17 protein-coding genes and 2 pseudogenes are annotated in these 18,385 nt (G+C 67.6%); 7 read left to right on the forward strand and 12 right to left on the reverse strand.

The genetic code is table 11. The features are described 5' to 3' along the window. Positions 1 to 22: 22 nt before the first annotated feature. Both C6A86_RS05970 and C6A86_RS05975 read right to left on the reverse strand, forming a co-directional pair. Positions 23 to 883 (reverse strand): universal stress protein, encoded by an 861-nt coding sequence (locus tag C6A86_RS05970; RefSeq protein WP_105362747.1) that lies wholly within the window; start codon positions 881 to 883, stop codon positions 23 to 25. Between the two features lie 21 nt (positions 884 to 904). Further along, positions 905 to 2,413, reverse strand: a complete 1,509-nt coding sequence (locus tag C6A86_RS05975) for an APC family permease (RefSeq protein ID WP_105362748.1) — start codon at positions 2,411 to 2,413, stop codon at positions 905 to 907. Positions 2,414 to 2,536: 123 nt separating this feature from the next. Here C6A86_RS05975 and C6A86_RS05980 point away from each other — a divergent pair, with 123 nt between their 5' ends. Further along, complete coding sequence (locus C6A86_RS05980) at positions 2,537 to 3,496, forward strand: sigma-70 family RNA polymerase sigma factor (protein ID WP_105362749.1); 960 nt, start codon at positions 2,537 to 2,539, stop codon at positions 3,494 to 3,496. On the opposite strand, the pseudogene C6A86_RS05985 reads toward C6A86_RS05980, so the two are convergent. Next, positions 3,432 to 4,043: pseudogene (locus C6A86_RS05985) on the reverse strand (carboxymuconolactone decarboxylase family protein); the annotation flags it as partial. The gene C6A86_RS05980 and the pseudogene C6A86_RS05985 overlap by 65 nt on opposite strands. A gap of 63 nt (positions 4,044 to 4,106) precedes the next feature. On the opposite strand from C6A86_RS05985, the pseudogene C6A86_RS05990 reads away from it, so the two are divergent. Together C6A86_RS05990 and C6A86_RS05995 are read left to right on the forward strand one after the other, a co-directional pair. Then, positions 4,107 to 5,266 (forward strand): annotated as a pseudogene (locus tag C6A86_RS05990) (AI-2E family transporter). Between the two features lie 86 nt (positions 5,267 to 5,352). Further along, positions 5,353 to 6,252 carry a hypothetical protein gene (locus tag C6A86_RS05995; RefSeq protein WP_105362752.1) on the forward strand — a complete coding sequence of 300 codons (900 nt, stop codon included), beginning with the start codon at positions 5,353 to 5,355 and terminating at the stop codon, positions 6,250 to 6,252. A 23-nt stretch (positions 6,253 to 6,275) separates the two neighbouring features. Here the strand turns inward: C6A86_RS05995 and C6A86_RS06000 are convergent, their stop codons facing one another. Genes C6A86_RS06000 through sdhC form a run of 4 tightly spaced genes read right to left on the reverse strand, consistent with a single transcriptional unit; the run spans position 6,276 to position 9,772 of the window. Further along, positions 6,276 to 7,061, reverse strand: a complete 786-nt coding sequence (locus tag C6A86_RS06000; RefSeq protein WP_105362753.1) for a succinate dehydrogenase iron-sulfur subunit — start codon at positions 7,059 to 7,061, stop codon at positions 6,276 to 6,278. Between the two features lies 1 nt (position 7,062). Then, a complete protein-coding gene (gene sdhA / locus C6A86_RS06005) occupies positions 7,063 to 8,817 on the reverse strand; it encodes a succinate dehydrogenase flavoprotein subunit (RefSeq protein WP_168141530.1) in 1,755 nt (584 codons plus the stop codon). A gap of 41 nt (positions 8,818 to 8,858) precedes the next feature. Beyond that, a complete protein-coding gene (locus C6A86_RS06010; RefSeq protein ID WP_105365032.1) occupies positions 8,859 to 9,326 on the reverse strand; it encodes a succinate dehydrogenase hydrophobic membrane anchor subunit in 468 nt (155 codons plus the stop codon). 20 nt (positions 9,327 to 9,346) lie between these two features. Beyond that, complete coding sequence (gene sdhC, locus C6A86_RS06015; protein ID WP_199196323.1) at positions 9,347 to 9,772, reverse strand: succinate dehydrogenase, cytochrome b556 subunit; 426 nt, start codon at positions 9,770 to 9,772, stop codon at positions 9,347 to 9,349. A 228-nt stretch (positions 9,773 to 10,000) separates the two neighbouring features. Here sdhC and C6A86_RS06020 point away from each other — a divergent pair, with 228 nt between their 5' ends. From C6A86_RS06020 to C6A86_RS06030, 3 genes are all read left to right on the forward strand, one after another. Then, positions 10,001 to 10,399, forward strand: coding sequence for a cytidine deaminase (locus tag C6A86_RS06020; protein WP_105365026.1), 399 nt, complete (start codon positions 10,001 to 10,003; stop codon positions 10,397 to 10,399). Beyond that, entirely contained in the window at positions 10,396 to 11,682 is a 1,287-nt protein-coding gene (locus C6A86_RS06025; RefSeq protein WP_233213146.1) for a thymidine phosphorylase, read from the forward strand. The genes C6A86_RS06020 and C6A86_RS06025 overlap by 4 nt, the downstream gene beginning before the upstream one ends. Before the next feature lie 67 nt (positions 11,683 to 11,749). Beyond that, a complete protein-coding gene (locus tag C6A86_RS06030) occupies positions 11,750 to 12,838 on the forward strand; it encodes an adenosine deaminase (protein WP_105365024.1) in 1,089 nt (362 codons plus the stop codon). A 57-nt stretch (positions 12,839 to 12,895) separates the two neighbouring features. Here the strand turns inward: C6A86_RS06030 and C6A86_RS06035 are convergent, their stop codons facing one another. The 3 genes from C6A86_RS06035 to C6A86_RS06045 form a co-directional block, all read right to left on the reverse strand. After that, positions 12,896 to 14,167: a primosomal protein gene (locus C6A86_RS06035; RefSeq protein ID WP_105365023.1), complete on the reverse strand. Its 1,272-nt coding sequence runs from the start codon at positions 14,165 to 14,167 to the stop codon at positions 12,896 to 12,898. Positions 14,168 to 14,276: 109 nt separating this feature from the next. After that, on the reverse strand, positions 14,277 to 15,356 hold the full coding sequence (locus tag C6A86_RS06040) for a C40 family peptidase (protein WP_105365022.1): 1,080 nt from the start codon (positions 15,354 to 15,356) through the stop codon (positions 14,277 to 14,279). 2 nt (positions 15,357 to 15,358) lie between these two features. Further along, positions 15,359 to 15,649, reverse strand: coding sequence for a hypothetical protein (locus C6A86_RS06045; RefSeq protein WP_105365030.1), 291 nt, complete (start codon positions 15,647 to 15,649; stop codon positions 15,359 to 15,361). Positions 15,650 to 15,698: 49 nt separating this feature from the next. Here C6A86_RS06045 and upp point away from each other — a divergent pair, with 49 nt between their 5' ends. Beyond that, on the forward strand, positions 15,699 to 16,322 hold the full coding sequence (gene upp / locus C6A86_RS06050; RefSeq protein WP_105365021.1) for a uracil phosphoribosyltransferase: 624 nt from the start codon (positions 15,699 to 15,701) through the stop codon (positions 16,320 to 16,322). Between the two features lie 3 nt (positions 16,323 to 16,325). On the opposite strand, the gene C6A86_RS06055 is transcribed toward upp, so the two are convergent. Together C6A86_RS06055 and C6A86_RS06060 are read right to left on the reverse strand one after the other, a co-directional pair. Beyond that, the gene (locus tag C6A86_RS06055) at positions 16,326 to 17,915 is read right to left on the reverse strand and encodes a phospho-sugar mutase (protein ID WP_105365020.1); all 1,590 of its coding nucleotides are present in this window, start codon (positions 17,913 to 17,915) and stop codon (positions 16,326 to 16,328) included. After that, complete coding sequence (locus tag C6A86_RS06060) at positions 17,912 to 18,361, reverse strand: MarR family winged helix-turn-helix transcriptional regulator (protein WP_105365019.1); 450 nt, start codon at positions 18,359 to 18,361, stop codon at positions 17,912 to 17,914. Before C6A86_RS06060 ends, C6A86_RS06055 begins: the two co-directional genes overlap by 4 nt. Positions 18,362 to 18,385: the final 24 nt, after the last annotated feature.

The raw sequence follows: 18,385 nt of genomic DNA on the forward strand, positions 1-18,385 counted from the left end.
GGTGGGAACGGCCGAACTGTCGCTATTCCGCGCGCGGGATGACGATCACCGGCGCATCGGTGCCGGCCAGAATCCGTGATGCGGTGGAGCCCAGGAATATCCGCTTGGGTGCGGCGAACCTGCTGGAGCCGACCACCAGCACGTCGGTGTCGTCCCAGTTGAGCTTCTTGAGCGCGGACTCCAGCGTCATGCCCTCGGCCACCAGTGATTCGATATCCGGAGACTCGGGGAGTGCACGGGCGGCCACAGCCAGGTTCTCCTGCGCGGCATCGATCTGAATCTGCCGCAGTTCCTTGAGATCGGCGGCCTCGGCCAAGTTCTCGGCCGATACCAGGGACACCATCCGGATCGAAAGGTTGGCCGCACTGGCCAAGGTGATGGCAAAGGGCAGCGGATTGTCGTCACCGGCCCTGCTGGGCACCGCGGCGGTGATGGCTTCGATGCGGTCGGGCGCATCGTCGGAGTAGCCACGCGGCGCCAGCGCGACGGGGATCGTCGAACTGTGCAGGAGCGCGCTCGACACCGGCCCGATGACATGCCCGCCGAAGAAGCCGTCGCGCGCGCCGCCGACCACGATGAGGTCCGATTCGTGTTCCTCGGCGAACTGCAGCAATGTCTCGGCGAACGACTCACCCACCAGGACGTTGGCGTTGACCGAATTCGCCACACCGGTCAGGTGAGACACCGCCTTGGCGATCCACTCCTGTCCGCGCTCGAGCAGGAACTCCTGGTACTGACCCCGTCCGGGATGGCCGTCCGGGAACTCTTCACGCACCACCAGCACGACGTCCACGTCTGCCCCGAAGGTGCGGGCCAGCGCGGCCGCCAGTGCGACACCGTCGTCGCCGGTCGGTGTCGCGAGATATCCGACAGTCAGATGCATTGTGCTGCCTGTTCTTTCTTGTCAGTACACATCGGGGACTTTGACTTCGGTGCCGGCATTGAGTGTCTCGCCGCGGAAGAAGCGTTTGGTGCCGAAGGCGAAGCACGCCAGCATCAGCGGAACGCCGAGGACCAGCATGCCGACGCCGAGCACGAACACACCGCCGATGGGCCCAAAGGCGGTGTAACCGTAGTCCGGCGCGACCATGTCCTTCGCGCTGATCCCGAAGGCCACCGCCATCGCAGAACCACCCACCAGCGGGAAGATGCCGCGGAAGAACAGGTTTCGGGCCGAGGTGAACAGCGTCCTGCGGAAATACCAGACGCAGGCGAACGCGGTGATGCCGTAGTAGAAGGCCACCGCCAGGCCGAGTGAGGCCACCGAGTCGGCCAGCGCGTTCTCGGACAGGAACGTCAGCACGAGGTAGAAGAACAGAGCCATGCAGCCCATCACGATGGTGCCGAAGGCGGGTGTCATGTACTTGGGGTGGACGCTGGCGAAGCGCTTGGGCAGCGCCTCGTACACCGCCATCGACAGGGTGCCGCGCGCGGTCGGCAGGATGGTGGTCTGGGTGGACGACAGCGCCGACACCGACACGGTGAGCAGCAGCAGCGACGCCAGGATGGAGCCGCCCACCGGCCCCCCGAGCACGGTCAGCACGTCATCGGTGTTGTTGGGGTTGTTGAGACCGATTCCGACGACTCCGAAGCCGGAGAACGACTGCACCGCGTAGGCCACCAGCACGTAGGTGCAGACCAGGATCAAGGTGGTGATGACCGCGGCGATACCGGGGGTCTTGCCGGGATTCTTGGTCTCCTCGCCGACCGCCAGGCAGGCGTCCCAGCCCCAGTAGATGAAGATGCAGAGGATGATCGCCGCCGCAATGGAGGACACGTCGAGACCGGACGGCCAGAGCCAGGACAGTTGCGGGCTGACGGCCTGGGCGCCCGCGGTGCCGCTGAACACCCGGATCAACGCCCAGATGCTGGCGATGATCAACACGCCGAATTGGATGGTGATCAGGACGTTCTGCATGCGCTCCGACACCACGACGCCGCGCGCGCTCACCAGCGTCATGGAGATGATGAAGAACGAACCGAGCGCCACCTTGGCGAACAGATTCTCCGCGAGCGCGTCCTGGCCGAGGAACTTGAACAGGTAGATGGCCGCCACCTCGGCGACGTTGGCCAGCACGATGATCGCCGACACCGCCAGACCCCAGCCGCCGATCCAGCCCACCCACGGGCCGAAAGCCTTCGTGCCCCAGGTGAATGTCGTCCCGCAGTCCGGGGTGTCCTGCGACAACTCCTTGTACGCGAAGGCGACCAGCAGCATCGGGATGAAGGCCAGCACGAACATCGCCGGTGCCTTGTCTCCGACGTTGAGGACCACGTACCCCAACGTGGCGGCCAGGCTGTACGCGGGAGCCACCGCGGCGAGTCCGATCACCACATTGCCGACCAGACCGAGCGCGCCGGCTTGCAGACCCTTGTCGGTGGTCATGGGTGCCGGCTGTTCCGCGATTGCCATTCGCAGGAATATACGGTTTCCGTTGTTGTCGCGTGTAGATACGACGAAAAGGTTTTCTTTGAGGTAACACGACGACGGATTCGCTTCTTTGGGCGGTGTTTGCGGTGGTCCTAAACTCGGCGTATGACCGCACGCGCCCGGGCCGCGGAATTCGAGGAGCTGCGACCGCATCTGCTCGCCGTCGGCTACCGGCTCACCGGGACGTACGCCGATGCCGAGGACATCGTGCAGGACGCCTGGCTACGGTGGCGCGGTTCCGGCGATGATATCGCCGATCTACGGGCCTGGCTGACCACGGTGGTGAGCCGACTGGGTCTGGACCGGCTGCGTTCGGCCAGCCACCGGCGCGAGACCTATGTCGGGCAATGGCTGCCCGAGCCGGTCGTGACCGGTGTCGACCGTGACGATCCGCTGGCCGCCGTCGTCGCTGACGAGGACGCCCGGTTCGCGGCGATGGTGGTGCTGGAGCGCCTCACCCCGGATCAGCGGGTAGCCTTCGTGCTGCACGACGGCTTCGGCGTCCCGTTCGCCGACATCGCCGACGTGCTCGCCGTCAGCGCCGCTGCCGCCCGTCAGCTGGCCTCGCGGGCGCGCCGTGCCGTGCAGCACGCCGCACCATCGGCCTCTGATGACACCCACGACGAGACGGCCGGCCTGCTGATGGCCGCACTGGCCGCGGGGAACATGGAGGCCGTCGTCCGGTTGCTGCACCCGGAGGTGACCTTCACCGGGGACTCCAACCGCCGGGCCCCGACGGCGGCGCGTGTCATCCACGGACCGGACAAGGTGGCACGGTTCCTGTTCGGTCTGGCCGAGCGGTACGGGCCGAACTGGCTCGCGGGCAATCAGCTGGCCCTGATCAACGGCCAACTCGGTGCCTACACGCCGGGTGCGGCCGCCGTCGACGGATACCCCGAACTGATGCCGCGAATCACCGCGATGACGATCCGGGACGGAAAGGTCTGTGCGCTATGGGATATCGCGAACCCGGACAAGTTCACCGCGTCTCCGCTTCGGCTCACCGATCCTCGCGCGAGCGCTCAGCGGGAGCCCAGGGCACCCGACAGGCGTCACCCGAGCTGAAGCCCTGTTCGGTGATACCCAGCGCCGCATACATCCGGGCCCGCATGTTCTCCACGCCGATCTGATAGGTCAGCTCGATGACACCGTCTGCGCCGAATCGCCGCCGCAGATCGGCCACCTGCTCGTCGGTCACGGTGTGCGGGTCGGTGGTCATGGCGTCGGCGTAGGCGATCGCGGCGCGCTCGTCATCATTGAACGACGGCGATGTCGCGTAGTCGTCGATGGATTTCAGCCGGTCGACGTCCAGGCCTTCCAGGCGCTGCAACATCGAACCGAAGTCCACGCACCAGGAGCAGCCCACCGTGCGCGCGGTCCAGAACACCGCGAGCTCGCGGACGTTGGTCGGTAGTGTCTTCGACCCGGCCTGCAGCAGCGCCTCGTGCACACCGTTGGCGATCAGCAGGCGTGGGTGGTGTGCCGCGACCGCGAACGGCTCGGGTACCTCACCGAACCGCCGCTTGGCGTAGCGGTACATCATCCGGGTCAGTGGGCCGGCTTGTTGGGGGCTCAGTGCAGCGATTCTCGTCGTCATATGGGTCAGACGAGGCAGCATGCGAGATTGTGACATCAGAAGTCGTCTGAACCGGCCGTCGGGGGGTAGAGAAGAAGCGTGAAGGACATATTGCCGAGCCGGGGCTCGGTATTCGGGACGCATCTTCGATCGGCGGCCGTGGTGTCCGTGCAGATCGTCGCGGTGTCGGCGCTGCTGTGGATTCTCGCCTGGGTCGTCGGCGAGATGTGGGTGATCATCCTGCCCGTCGCGCTGGCGGTGGTGCTGTGCACGGTGCTGTGGCCACCCGTGCGGTGGATGCGGGCCAAGGGTGTTCCGCCGGCCGCGGCGGCCTTGAGCATGCTGCTGGTGGCGCTGGCCGTGATCGGCGGCCTGATCGCCGCGGTGGCGCCCGCCATCGTGGAGCAGTCCACCGAACTGGCCGAGCAGGCGAGTGCCGGCGTGGTGCAGGTGCGCGACTGGCTCGGCGGGCCGCCGCTGAACATCAGCCAGGCGCAACTCGATTCGGCGGTCACCGGGATCAACGACCAGCTGAACTCAGCAGCTCCCAGATCGCCTCGGGAGTGTTCACCGGGGTGGGCGCGGCGACGTCGGCACTGGTGACGGTCTTCACGACCGTCGTCGTGGTGTTTTTTCTGCTCAAGGACGGGCCGCAGTTCATCCCGTGGCTGCGGCGCTCGGTCGGGCATCCCTCCGCGCCACACCTTGCCGAGGTGCTGCAACGCATCTGGTCGACGCTCGGCGGGTTCATCCGGACCCAGGCGCTGGTCAGTTTCGTCGACGCCGTGCTGATCGGGATCGGTCTGGTGATCCTCGGGGTGCCGCTGGCCTACGCGCTGGCCATCGTCACCTTCATCGGTGGCTTCGTACCGATCGTCGGTGCGTTCGTCGCGGGCGGCCTGGCCGTGTTGATCGCGCTGGTGGCCAACGGTCCCATCGTGGCGCTGATCGTGCTGGGCATCATCGTCGCTGTGCAGCAGCTGGAGGGCAACGTGCTGCAGCCCTGGCTGCAGTCCAAGTCGATGAAGCTGCACGCGGTGATCGTGCTGCTGGCCGTGACGCTGGGCGCGTCGACCTTCGGCGTCATCGGGGCTTTCCTGGCGGTCCCGGTGGCCGCGGCGCTGGCGGTCATCATCCGGTACTACGACGAGCAGGTCGCCGAGCGGACCGGGGAGAACCAGCCCGATCAACTCGAACTCAACCTTGATCCCGATCCCGAAAACGCTCCGGACGCTCAGGATGCACCGAACGTGAAGTAGATCTCGCGCTTTCGCCGAGATCTCGCTATCGACTTCACGTTCGACGCGGATGGAACCCGACGCCGCTGGGCTGCGTCCAAGTTCACATGCTTTTGTTGGGAAGCGCGGCGCTGGCCGCCGGCACTGTGACCCGTTATCAACTGACCACCCGCTACGACATGCTGCACCGCGATGTCTACGTCCTGCGGGGGGCCGTGCTGACCCCGACCGACAAAGCGAAAGCCGCATGGCTGTGGTCAGGCGGGCGTGGTGTCGTGGCCGGACTTTCGGCCGCCGCGTTGCACGGGGCGAAATGGATCGACCCGGCACTGCCCGCCGAGATCAACCAAGCCAGTCGACACAAGGCCCCGGGAATTCTGCTGCACAGTGACTCGCTGCTCGACGCCGAAATCTGCACTGTCGACGGGATCCGGACAACTACGCCGGCGCGGACCGCATTCGACCTCGGACGCCGGCGCGGAATTGTACGAGCGGTGATACGGGTCGACGCGCTGCTGGAGGCAACGGATCTGAAGATTGCCGATGTGCGGGAGCTTGCCGCTGGTCATCGCGGACTGCGGGGACTGGTGCAGTTGCGTCATGTGCTGGACCTGGCCGAGTACGGCGCCGAATCGCCGCAGGAGACACGGCTTTGCCTGGTGCTGACCAAGGCGGATATGCGGCCGTCGCACACCCAGATCAGGGTCTTCGACGAGGAGTGCATCGTCGGGCGGCTCGATATGGGCTGGCCGCGGTGGAAGGTCGGGGTGCAGTATGACGGCTTCCAGCACTGGACCGATCCTCGACAGCGCACCCTCGATATCGAACAGGACGCGATCTATCGGGAACTGGGCTGGCGGATTGTCCGGGTCGGCGCCGACCTGTTGAGGTACCGACAGCCAACGGTCATCCAGCGGGTTCGGGCAGAACTCGACGCGGCAGGCGCACCGCATCCCCTGCCCGACGTGAACAAGATCGCGAGAAATCTACGAAAACTCGCGATCTAGTTCACGTTCGGCAGAAGGAATAACTAGCGCGCGAACATCAGGGCGCGCTTGACCTCTTGGATCGCCTGGGTCACCTGGATGCCACGCGGGCAAGCCTCGGTGCAGTTGAAGGTGGTGCGGCAGCGCCACACACCGTCGACCTCGTTGAGGATGTCCAGGCGCTCGGCGGCGCCCTCGTCGCGCGAATCGAAGATGAACCGGTGCGCGTTGACGATCGCGGCCGGGCCGAAGTAGGACCCCTCGCTCCAGTACACCGGGCAGCTGGTGGTGCAGCAGGCGCACAGGATGCACTTTGTGGTGTCGTCGTAGCGGGCCCGGTCGGTGGCGCTCTGGATGCGCTCCTTGGTGGGGGCGTTGCCGCTGGCGATCAGGAACGGCTTCACCGCGCGGTACGCGTCGAAGAACGGCTCCATGTTCACCACGAGGTCCTTTTCCACGGGCAGCCCGCGGATCGGCTCGATGGTGATGGTCAGCTGCTTGGAGGCCTTCTTGGGCAGCAGGTCACGCATCAGCACCTTGCACGCCAGCCGGTTCACCCCGTTGATACGCATGGCGTCAGACCCACACACCCCGTGCGCGCAGGACCGGCGGAACGTCAGGGTGCCGTCCAGGTACCACTTCGCGTAGTGCAGCAGGTTGAGCAGACGATCCGAGGGCAGACACGGCACCCGGTAGCTCTGGTAACCGGCGTCGTCGGGGCTGTCCGGGTTGAACCGGGCGATCTTGAGGGTGACCATGACCGCGCCGTCGGGCACCGGAGGAAGGTCCGGACCGCCGGTCTCTGGCTTGTCGATGACCGAAGACGTCATGTCAGTACTTCCGTTCCATCGGCTCGTAGCGGGTCTGCACCACCGGCTTGTAGTCCAGCCGGATGTCCGAGATCAGATCCGGTCCATCCTTGTAGGCCATGGTGTGGCGCATGTAGTTGGTGTCGTCGCGGTTGGGGTAGTCCTCGCGGGCGTGCCCGCCGCGGGATTCCTTGCGGTTCAGTGCGCCGACCACGGTGACCTCGGCCAGCTCCAGCAGGAAGCCGAGCTCGATGGCCTCCAGCAGATCACTGTTGTACCGCTTGCCCTTGTCCTGCACGGTGATCCGTGCGTACCGCTCCTTGAGGGCGTGGATGTCGGTGAGCGCCTGCTTGAGGGTCTCCTCGGTGCGGAACACCGCGGCGTTGTTGTCCATCGACTGCTGCAGCGAGGTACGGATGTCGGCGACGCGCTCGTTGCCGTGCTCGGAGAGGATGTCGCCGACCCACTCGACCACCATGCCGGCCGGGTTCTCCGGAAGGTCGACGTGGTTGTGGTTCAGCGCGTACTCCGCGGCGGCGATCCCGGCGCGGCGGCCGAAGACGTTGATGTCCAGTAGCGAGTTGGTGCCCAGCCGGTTGGAGCCGTGCACGGACACGCACGCACACTCACCGGCGGCGTACAGGCCCGGGATGATGTTGTTGTTGTCGCGCAGCACCTGACCGTTGACGTTGGTCGGGATACCACCCATCACGTAGTGGCAGGTCGGGTAGACCGGCACCAGCTCGGTGACGGGGTCCACGCCCAGGTATGTCCGGGCGAACTCGGTGATGTCGGGCAGCTTGGCTTCCAGGACGTCGGCACCGAGGTGACGCACGTCGATGTAGACGTAGTCCTTGTTCGGTCCGGCGCCGCGGCCCTCGAGCACCTCGAGCACCATCGAGCGGGCCACGATGTCGCGCGGGGCCAGGTCGACGATGGTCGGCGCGTAGCGCTCCATGAAGCGCTCGCCCTCGCCGTTGAGCAGCCGGCCGCCCTCACCGCGCACGGCCTCGGAGATCAGGATCCCCAGCCCCGCCAGGCCTGTCGGGTGGAACTGGTGGAATTCCATGTCTTCCAAGGGAAGTCCCTTGCGGAAGATGATGCCCAGGCCGTCGCCGGTCAGGGTGTGCGCGTTGGAGGTGGTCTTGTACATCCGGCCCGAGCCGCCGGTGGCGAAGACGATCGATTTGGCGTGGAAGATGTGGATGTCACCGGTGGCGAGCTCGTAGGCGATGACGCCGGTGGCCACCGGGCCGCCGGGGGTGTCGGTCAGCGCGATGTCGAGGGCGTAGAACTCGTTGAAGAATTCCACGTCGTGCTTGACGCAGTTTTGGTACAGCGTCTGCAGGATCATGTGACCGGTGCGGTCGGCGGCGTAGCAGGCCCTGCGCACCGGGGCCTTGCCGTGGTCACGGGTGTGCCCGCCGAAGCGGCGTTGGTCGATACGGCCCTCGGGGGTGCGGTTGAACGGCATCCCCATCTTCTCCAGGTCGTAGACCGCGTCGATGGCTTCCTTGCACATGATCTCGACGGCGTCCTGGTCGGCGAGGTAGTCGCCGCCCTTGACGGTGTCGAAGGTGTGCCATTCCCAGTTGTCCTCTTCGACGTTGGCCAGCGCGGCGCACATGCCGCCCTGGGCCGCGCCGGTGTGGCTACGGGTCGGGTACAGCTTGGTCAGCACCGCGGTGCGTGCCCGCGGCCCGGCCTCGACGGCTGCGCGCATCCCGGCGCCGCCGGCGCCGACGATGACGACGTCGTACCGATGTTCCTGAATCATCCTGCGTCCTTACTCTTCCCCGTCGCTTCGCTCGACCGGGGCTATATGTTGGCGTCGAAGGTGACCAGCACGTAGCTGCCCAGCACCAGGGTGAATCCGGTCGCCAGCAGCAGCAGTGAGTTCAGATAGAACTTGGTGGTGTCCTTGCGGGCGTAGTCGCCGATGATGGTGCGCATGCCGTTGGCGCCGTGCAGCATCGCCAGCCACAGCAGGGCCATGTCCCAGATCTGCCAGAACGGTGAGGCCCACCGCTCGGCGACGTAGTTGAAGTCGATCCGGTACACGCCGTCCTCCCACATCAGCATGATGAAGAGGTGGCCGAGCGCCAGGAAGACCAGCGCCACACCGGAGAAGCGCATGAACAACCAGGCGTACTTCTCGAAGTACGGGATACCGCGCGGCTTGCGGGGGGCGCGCGGGTGATCCAGGCTCGCCGGGCGGTCGTGTTCCTTCTCCTGCACCGGGGCGATGCGCCCCTCCTTGTGGTGCGGAGTCCACTTCTCTCCCACCGACCCGCCCGCTGCCTCGCTCACAGGAAACGCTCCGCCATGTGCATGCCGATCACTCCTAGTGAGGGGATCATCACGGCCAGCCACACGCCGGCGATGACCCACAGCATCGTGCGCTGATACTTGGGACCCTTCTGCCAGAAGTCGATCAGGATGACCCGGATGCCGTTGAGTGCGTGATACAGCACCGCGGCCACCAGGCCGATCTCCATCAGGCCGATGATCGGGGTCTTGTACGTCTCGATGATCGAGTTGTAGGCCTCGGGGCTCACCCGGACCAGTGCCGTGTCGAGCACGTGCACCAAGAGAAAGAAGAAGATCGTGGCACCGGTGATCCGGTGCAATACCCAGGACCACATGCCTGGGTCGCCGCGGTACAAACTGCGGCGACGCGCCGGTTTTGATCGCGGTGCCGGTATGGCGGAATCCGCGGCCACCTGGGTCATGTCAACGGCCCCATTTCGTACCTCCAACGCCTTCGGTGGACGGCGGGGACAAGGCTGAATCCGTCCCCAAACCTCGGGGGCGACTCTAATCCCAAATCGGGTGCTTGAAGAACTAGCGTTGGGGTGAAAGCGGGCCCCATACCACAAAGTTAGGGTGACCTATGTTGGTTCCCCGCTTCGGGAGTGGGGCTTTCGGAATGCATTCAGAACGTGGTGAACAGGGGTCCAATGACGGTTGAATTCGAGTGGAAGTCATTGCGGGACAGTGCGATCGGCGTGTCCGCGCATGCATACGCGCCGTATTCCGGGTTCCCGGTCGGTGCCGCGGCGATTGTCGACGATGGCCGGATCATCCTCGGATGCAATGTGGAGAATGTCTCATATGGCCTAGGTCTCTGTGCCGAGTGCGCTGTGGTCTGCGCCCTGCATTCCAGCGGTGGCGGACGGCTGGTGGCGCTCAGTTGTGTGGCCGCCGATGGCGCCCCGCTGATGCCCTGCGGACGGTGCCGGCAGGTGCTGTTGGAGCATGGTGGCCCCGAGTTGTTGATCGATCATCCCGACGGCCCCCGCACCCTCGCCGACCTGCTGCCGGATGCGTTCGGCCCGGCCGATCTGGAGCGCGCGTGAGCCCGAGCGTGAGTTTCGATGCGCCCTCGGTGATCAGGACCAAGCGCGACGGCGGCGTGCTCTCTGATGCCGCGATCGACTGGGTGATCGCCGCCTACACCGACGGTCGGGTCGCCGATGAGCAGATGTCGGCCCTGCTGATGGCGATCTTCCTGCGCGGTATGACCAGCGCGGAGATCACCCGGTGGACGACGGCCATGATCGCCTCGGGGGAACGGTTCGACTTCGGCGATCTGGGCCGGCCGCTGGTCGACAAACACTCCACCGGGGGTGTCGGAGACAAGATCACCATCCCACTGGTACCGGTGGTACTGGCTTGCGGCGCTGCGGTTCCGCAGGCCGCCGGGCGCGGCCTCGGCCACACCGGCGGCACGCTCGACAAGCTGGAGGCCATTCCCGGTTTCACCGCCGAGCTATCCAAAAACCGCATCCGCCAACAACTGTCCGAGATCGGCGCCGCCATCTTCGCCGCCGGGGACCTGGCGCCCGCCGACCGCAAGATCTATGCCCTGCGTGATGTCACCGCGACCACCGAGTCGTTGCCGCTGATCGCCAGTTCGGTCATGAGCAAGAAGCTGGCCGAGGGCGCCCGGTCGCTGGTGCTGGACGTGAAGGTGGGCAAGGGGGCGTTCCTGAAGACCGAGGCCGAGTCGCGGGAGCTGGCCGCGACGATGGTGGCGCTCGGTAACGACTCCGGGGTGCCGACGAGAGCCTTGCTCACCGATATGAACCGGCCGCTGGGCCGTGCGGTCGGCAACGCCGTCGAGGTCGTGGAGTCCCTGGAGGTGCTGGCCGGCGGCGGCCCGGACGACGTGGTGGAGCTGACGCTGGCGCTGGCCGCCGAGATGCTCGACGCCGCGGGTCTGGACGGGGTGGATCCGGCGCAGACGTTGCGGGACGGTACCGCGATGGACCGGTTCCGTGCGCTGGTCGCCGCGCAGGGCGGCGATCTGTCCGCGCCGCTGCAGATCGGGGCCCATTCGGAGTCGGTGCCGGCCCCCACCGGTGGCGTGATGGGCGATATCGATGCGATGGCCGTCGCGATGGCGGCCTGGCGCCTCGGGGCCGGCCGGGCCGCACCGGGCCACCCCGTGCAGTTCGGCGCCGGCGTGCAGATCCATCGCCGGCCCGGCGAGCCGGTCGCCGCCGGCGAGACCCTGTTCACGCTCTACACCGACACCCCCGAACGGCTGGCGCCCGCGCTGGGTGAGCTCGACGGTGGCTGGACGGTCGGGCCGCAGGACCCGGTGATCGGACCGCTGATCATTGACCGCATCGGTTAGCGGTCAGGTCGGCGACGGTTGGGTGAACTGGCCTGCCGGATGGTGGCGCCGCGGGCAAGATGGATAGATGAGTACGCCATTGACGCTGGATCTCATCCAACAAGCCCCCAAGGCGCTGCTGCACGACCACCTCGACGGTGGTTTGCGGCCGGGCACCGTCGTCGAGCTCGCCGAGCAGTTCGGCTACGACGGGCTGCCGACCACCGACGTCGAGGAACTGGCCAACTGGTTCCGTACCCAGGCTCACAGCGGTTCCCTGGTGCGTTACCTCGAGCCGTTCGCGCACACCGTCGGCGTGATGCAGACACCGGAGGCGCTGTATCGGGTCGCCAGGGAGGCTGTCGAGGACCTGGCCGCCGACAACGTGGTGTACGCCGAGATCCGCTTCGCGCCGGAACTGCACATCGACCGTGGGTTGTCCCTGGACCAGGTCACCGAGGCCGTGCTGGCCGGGTTCGTCGACGGTGAGAAGGCGGCCGAGGCCGAAGGGCGCCCGATCGTGGTGCGGTGCCTGGTGACGGCGATGCGGCACGCGGCCCGGTCGCGGGAGATCGCCGAACTGGCGATCCGCTTCCGCGACAAGGGTGTCGTGGGGTTCGACATCGCCGGAGCCGAAGCCGGCTACCCACCCTCACGGCACCTGGATGCGTTCGAGTGCATGCGGAACAACAACGCGCGTTTCACGATTCATGCCGGAGAGGCGTTCGGGCTGCCCTCCATCCACGAGGCGATCGCGTTCTGCGGTGCCGATCGGCTGGGGCACGGAGTGCGCATCGTCGACGATATCGACGTGCATTCCGACGATGATGCGACGCTGGGCCGGCTCGCATCGCTGTTGCGGGACAAGCGGATTCCCTTGGAGTTGTGCCCGTCGTCGAACGTGCAGACCGGAGCGGTGCCCAGCATCGCCGAACACCCGTTCGCGTTGCTGGCCCGCCTGCGCTTCCGGGTGACGGTCAACACCGACAACAGGTTGATGAGTGACACCACCATGAGCCAGGAGATGCTGCGGCTGGTGGAGGCGTTCGGCTACGGATGGAGCGATCTGGAGCGGTTCACCATCAACGCGATGAAATCGGCGTTCGTGCCGTTCCGGGAACGGCTGGCGATCATCGACGGGGTGATCAAACCGCGATATGCGGTGCTGATCGGCTGAGCACCCTTGCGACGTGTGGCGTCTGAGCCGTCATGGTGACGGCTCAGACTCCACGGATCACTCGGTGCGCAGCCGGGATTCGACGAAGCGCTCCAGCTCTTCCCACTGCTCGACGGCGTCGACCGAGGAACCCTTGGGCCGGGGCTTCTTGGCGTCGAGCACATGGTCGACGAAGGCGCCCAACGGCTGATCGGACTCCAGGGCCTTCGACACGCTCGGGTCCTCCGCGTAATCGCCGACGTCCCTGAGGAATTCCAGTGCGAGATCGAGCTGGTCACGGTCCACGGCTTCGGGGCCGTCGGCGATGTCGTCGGCCAGACCGGACAGCACGTAGATGTTCTCGTCGGTCACCTCGACGCGCAGCGAACCGTCGGTCGCCGCGGTGCGGATGATCTCGTAGGAGCTGAAACCGGACAGATCGCTCTCGTGTTCGTCGGCCAGGTAACGGGCCAGGGCACGCTCGGAGCTGAACACGCTGATGCGGCCGTTGCGGCCCAGGAACCGCGGCTCGTCGCCGAAGTAGCAGCGCAGCGTGTACAGGGTGCCGCTGCTGGTCATGATCCGGATCGGGTCGATACCGACCTGGGTCCAGAAGTCCTCGTCGCTGCCGAGTACCTGGCGTTCGGCCTCGGCCTCCAGCGCGTCGCTCTCCTCGTCGGTGTCCACCACGCCCTCGATGACGACATCGTCGTCGTCGTCGTCATCGATGATGATGTCGTCGATCTCGGGGGCGGGCTCGGCCAATTCGGCTTCGGCCTTCGCCGACTCCGCCTCGGGAACGTCCGGGGTCTTCACCAGGGCGTCGATGGCGTCGACGACACCGTCCCAGGCGCGGCCGATCACCGCCTCGATCTCGGCCCAGCGTTTGCGTCCGGCGCGGCCGCTGAAGGCCTCTAGGCCGCCGCCGATCGTGCCCAGCACCGGGTTGCCGTTGAACATCTTGGTGACCGTCGGCAGGTCGCACACCGATCCGATCGCCGAGACGAAGCCCAGGGTGCCGCGCAGCGTCGTGATGGACTCCTCGGTGGGCTTCTCGGCGACGAGTTCCGGCACGCCGATCAGGTCGTGCTGCTGGTCCTCGGCGGGATCCAACCGGTGCGCGTTGGCCTGGGTGAGCTTCTCCCACGCCGGGTGATCGGTGAGGTCGTTGTCGCTGTCGGTGCGCACGAACGCCGCCAGGTCGGCAACCGACTCGAACGCGAAGATGTCCTCGTCCTTGCCGAGGAACGCCTCCCATTCGTCGCCGGCGTCGCGCCAGCGTGGTGCCCACAGGGTGTACAGGTCGCCGTTGGTCAGCCCGATCCGGACCGGGACGATGTCAGCCGCCATGGCGCACAGCGTAGCGATGCCACCTGGGGTCTTCGGAGGGTCATCCACCCAAACGGTCGAGTCGTCCGGTTCATCTGCCGGCTCGAGCCACACCGCGGCGCACCGACGGTCACGCGGTGGGCCGCCAGAAACCCTGGAACCCCTGCCCGGCGTTGGCCGTTCGGATGGGGGACAGCTGCACGGGGTCACCGGCCTCGATCATGGTGCCGTTCCCGACGATCATCGCGACGTGGCCGTCCCATACCGCCAGGTCGCCGGGTCGCAGTGAGCCACTGTCGACGGCTGCGCCGATGTCCTGTTCCTGTGCCAGCCGCGGGATGTTCAGCCCGGCCTCACGGTAGGCCCACTGGGTCAGCCCGCTGCAGTCCAGTCCCACACCGGCGGCGGTGCCGCCCCACTGATAGGGCACACCGAGCTGGGTGAGTGCGTGCCGCACGGCGCCGGCGGCCACGGCGTTGGGTGCCATGGCGGTGCTGCCGTCCGGCAGCGTGACCGCCTCGCCGGCGCCGAACTGCGCGGCCTCGGGCAGGTCGCCGCGTTGGGCCGCCAGTATCGCCTCGGTGGGCGCGGCATCGAACCCCGGCGTCGGGCCCGGCGAGAACCCGGAGCCGAGACCGCCCGCCGGGGCGAACCCGCCGCCGCCCGCGGTGGACAGTCCCGCCGACGTGCCTGCCGGAGCGGGCGGAGCGGCCTGCGGCGACGCCGCGGTGACGGACTGTGCGCCGCCCGAGAGCTCGGCCCGCAAGCCGTCGAGCAACTCTTCGGCCGCCGCCAGGGCGCGACGCGCTTCCTCGGCGAGCTGCTCGGCCGCGCCCGGTGTGTCCAGCTCCGCTTCCAGGGAGGCTGCCCGGGCCTCGAAGTCGGCGATGAGGCGCTCCAACGCGGCGCGCACCCGGGTCACCGCATCCGCGGCGGCGCGAACATCCTCGCCGAGTGCACCGACCCGGGCGGCGAACGTGTGGGTGTTCGCGATGGCGCGTTCCAGGCGGTCCCCGGCCGATGCTGCACCTGCTCCGGTCCACGACCCCAGCAGGTGTCCGGCGGTGCGCCCCAGGGCGGCCGCCTCCTCGTCGAGGCGCTGCTGTGCAGCGGCCAACGCGGCCGACGCCGGGGCGGCCTGCCCGCTGCCGACCAGCGCGAGCAGCCGGTGCAGCGGCGCGCTGAGCGCGGCAGCGACGGCGCCCGGCATCGTCACCCGCCGAGCACGACGACCGACCGCCGTTCGGTGTCGACGTAGGACGCGGCGGTCTGGGCGGCGATGCCCGCCGCCCCGGCAAGGTCCGCGCCCAGCCGGGCCAGCTCCCGCGCCGCCTCGCTCAACGCAGATGACAGCGCGGCCAGAAAATCCGCGCCGACCGGACCGAGGGCCTCAGCGCACGGATCGGCGGCGGCGGGCAGCGCGGCGGCGATGGCCTCGAACTCGGCGGCCGTGCGGTGCAGGCCGGCGCCGGCGGCTCGGATGGCCGCGGTATCAGCGAACATGTGGTTATGACGCGCGCCGCGGCCGTTCGGTTCCATTAATCTTCGCCGTATGGACTGTCGCGTCGTTGACCACCCGCTCGCCGCTGCCCGGCTCACCACGCTGCGTGACGAGCGCACCGACAACGCGGGCTTCCGTGCGGCACTACGTGACCTGACACTGATGCTGATCTATGAGGCGACGCGCGATGCCGCGACCGAACCGGTGCAGGTGCGTACCCCGCTCACCGAGACCACCGGCGCGCGGCTGGCCAATCCGCCGCTGCTGGTGCCGGTGTTGCGGGCCGGCCTGGGCATGGTGGACCAGGCGCATGCGCTGATCCCCGAGGCGCAGGTCGGTTTTGTCGGGATGGCGCGTAACGAAGAGACACATCAACCCACGCCGTATCTCGCGTCACTGCCCGACGATCTCAGTGCGCGTGCGGTTTTCGTCCTCGACCCCATGCTGGCCACGGGCGGGTCCATGGTCCATACCGTCGATCTGCTGCGTGAGCGCGGCGCCGTCGACATCACCGCGGTGTGCGTGGTGTGCGCGCCGGAAGGCATCGCCGCGCTGGAGAAGGCGGCTCCCGGGATCAGGCTGGTGACCGCGACCGTCGACGACGGACTCAACGAGATCGCCTACATCGTGCCGGGTCTCGGGGATGCCGGGGACCGGCAGTTCGGGCCTCGCTGAGCGTCACCACATCGAGACGGCGGCCACCAGTTCGGTGCGCAGCTGCTCGGCCCGCGCGCGTGCAGTGAACAGGTCGTCGGTCGGCGCGCGGCGCACCTCGATATACGACTTCAGTTTCGGCTCGGTGCCCGACGGCCGCACCACCACCCGGATTCCGTCGCCGGTGAACACCAGCGCATCGGTGCGTTGCAGGCCGCGGCGCTGCCCCAGGTCCTCCAGGTGCACTGCGATACCGGCAAGACGGGCAGGGGGGTCGGCGCGCAGCGCCGCCATCGCCACACCCGCATCCTGCACCCGGCGCGAGACCGACGACGTGAGGTGCACACCGTGCCGCCGGGCCAGCTCGTCCAGTGCGCCGGTCAGCGTGCGCCCCTGCGATCGCAGTGACGTCACCAGATCGCAGATCAGCACGGCGGCGCTGATGCCGTCCTTGTCGCGCACGGCATCCGGGTCGACGCAGTGCCCGATCGCCTCCTCGTAGGCATAGATCAGTGCGGCACCGGGCGCGGTGGCGCGGGCCAGCCACTTGAACCCGGTGAGGGTCTCGGCGTGCTGAGCCCCGTATCCCGCGGCGATGGCGGCCAGCATCCGGGAGGACACCACCGTGCTGGCCACCAGTGCCGATGCCGGATCGTTGCGCAGTGATAGCAGGTAATCGCCGAGCAGCCAACCTGTTTCGTCACCGGTCAGCATGCGCCAGCCGTGTGTTCCCCCGTCGGGTATGCCGACCGCGCAGCGATCCGCGTCGGGATCCAACGCGATCGCGACCTCGGCGCCCACTTCGGCGGCCAGCGTCAGCAGCAGGTCGGTGGCGCCGGGCTCCTCGGGGTTGGGGAAGGCGACGGTGGGGAAGTCCGGGTCGGGGGCGAACTGTGCATCGACGACGTGCACATCGTCGATTCCCGCCAACGCCAGTGCATCCAGTGCGAACTCACCACCGACCCCGTGCATCGGGGTGAGTGCCAGCCGGACGTTGCCGGCCGCACGGCGCACGGTCGCGACGCGCTCCAGGTAGGCCGCGACGAGGTCGGCGCCGGCCGGTTCGACCGGGGAGCGGGCGATTTCGTCGGCATACGGGGCGCGGGTGATCGCCGATTCGATCTCCCGGTCGGTGGGGGAGACGATCTGCAGGCCGCCGTCGACGAAGACCTTGTAACCGTTGTCGGCCGGCGGGTTGTGCGATGCGGTGATCTGCACACCGGCCGCCGCGCCGAGGTGCCGCACGGCGAACGCCAGTACCGGCGTCGGCGCCGGGGTGTAGAGATAGGTGACGGTAAACCCTTCGGCGGCAAGGACTTCCGCCGCAGCCCTGGCGAACTGTTCGGAACCGTGCCGGGCGTCGCGGCCGACGACCACGGGCGAGCCGCCCAGGCAGCTGTCCTTGAGGACCCGGGCCAACGCCCAGGTGGTGCGCATGACGACGGCCAGGTTCATACCGTCCGGGCCGCCGCGCAGCGGTCCGCGCAATCCTGCGGTGCCGAACGTCAGCGGGTGCGCGAACCGGCGGGCGATCTCATCGGCATCGCAGGACGCCAGTTCCGCGGCGGTGACCGGGTCGGGGTCGTGCGCGATCCAGTCCTGTGCCGAGGTCATGTCCCGATTGTGCCTGTGTCGGCGTCGGCCAGCTTGCGCAACACCGGGGCCACCAGAAGCAGCAGCCCGAACTCGAGTTCGGTGAGGCTCTCCCGCATGGCGGTATCCAGCCACGCGTCGCGTTCGGCACGGTCGGCGGCCAGCAGCGCGCGCCCTTCGCCGGTGAGTTCGACGAGTTGGCGTCGCCGATCACCGTCGTCGGCGCGGCGGGACACCAGTCCGGCCGCGGCGAGTCCGTTGATGCTGTCGGTCAGGGACTGCACGCGGACCTGCATCCGGGCGGCCAGTTCGGCAGGGGTGGCGGCGCCGGTGCGGGTCACTTCGGCCAGTACCTGCATCTGGCTCAAGGTCAGGCCGTGATCGGGTCGATGACGCCGCAGTTGGCGGGCGACCGCCATCACCGATTCCCGCAATTCGGTCGCTGTCGAGGTGTCAGGCAGTGCCATATACCAAGTTATACCTTACTAATA

The organism is Mycobacterium sp. ITM-2016-00316, from assembly GCF_002968335.2.
Taxonomy (GTDB): Bacteria; Actinomycetota; Actinomycetes; order Mycobacteriales; family Mycobacteriaceae; genus Mycobacterium.

Excerpts from the sequence above, each read along its gene's own strand:
- C6A86_RS05970 (WP_105362747.1), bottom strand. The coding sequence starts at position 883 with ATGCATCTGACTGTCGGATATCTCGCGACACCGACCGGCGACGACGGT.
- C6A86_RS05975 (WP_105362748.1), bottom strand. The coding sequence starts at position 2,413 with ATGGCAATCGCGGAACAGCCGGCACCCATGACCACCGACAAGGGTCTG.
- C6A86_RS05980 (WP_105362749.1), top strand. The coding sequence starts at position 2,537 with ATGACCGCACGCGCCCGGGCCGCGGAATTCGAGGAGCTGCGACCGCAT.
- C6A86_RS05995 (WP_105362752.1), top strand. The coding sequence starts at position 5,353 with ATGCTTTTGTTGGGAAGCGCGGCGCTGGCCGCCGGCACTGTGACCCGT.
- C6A86_RS06000 (WP_105362753.1), bottom strand. The coding sequence starts at position 7,061 with ATGACGTCTTCGGTCATCGACAAGCCAGAGACCGGCGGTCCGGACCTT.
- sdhA (WP_168141530.1), bottom strand. The coding sequence starts at position 8,817 with ATGATTCAGGAACATCGGTACGACGTCGTCATCGTCGGCGCCGGCGGC.
- sdhC (WP_199196323.1), bottom strand. The coding sequence starts at position 9,772 with ATGACCCAGGTGGCCGCGGATTCCGCCATACCGGCACCGCGATCAAAA.
- C6A86_RS06020 (WP_105365026.1), top strand. The coding sequence starts at position 10,001 with ATGACGGTTGAATTCGAGTGGAAGTCATTGCGGGACAGTGCGATCGGC.
- C6A86_RS06030 (WP_105365024.1), top strand. The coding sequence starts at position 11,750 with ATGAGTACGCCATTGACGCTGGATCTCATCCAACAAGCCCCCAAGGCG.
- C6A86_RS06035 (WP_105365023.1), bottom strand. The coding sequence starts at position 14,167 with ATGGCGGCTGACATCGTCCCGGTCCGGATCGGGCTGACCAACGGCGAC.
- C6A86_RS06040 (WP_105365022.1), bottom strand. The coding sequence starts at position 15,356 with ATGCCGGGCGCCGTCGCTGCCGCGCTCAGCGCGCCGCTGCACCGGCTG.
- C6A86_RS06045 (WP_105365030.1), bottom strand. The coding sequence starts at position 15,649 with ATGTTCGCTGATACCGCGGCCATCCGAGCCGCCGGCGCCGGCCTGCAC.
- upp (WP_105365021.1), top strand. The coding sequence starts at position 15,699 with ATGGACTGTCGCGTCGTTGACCACCCGCTCGCCGCTGCCCGGCTCACC.
- C6A86_RS06055 (WP_105365020.1), bottom strand. The coding sequence starts at position 17,915 with ATGACCTCGGCACAGGACTGGATCGCGCACGACCCCGACCCGGTCACC.
- C6A86_RS06060 (WP_105365019.1), bottom strand. The coding sequence starts at position 18,361 with ATGGCACTGCCTGACACCTCGACAGCGACCGAATTGCGGGAATCGGTG.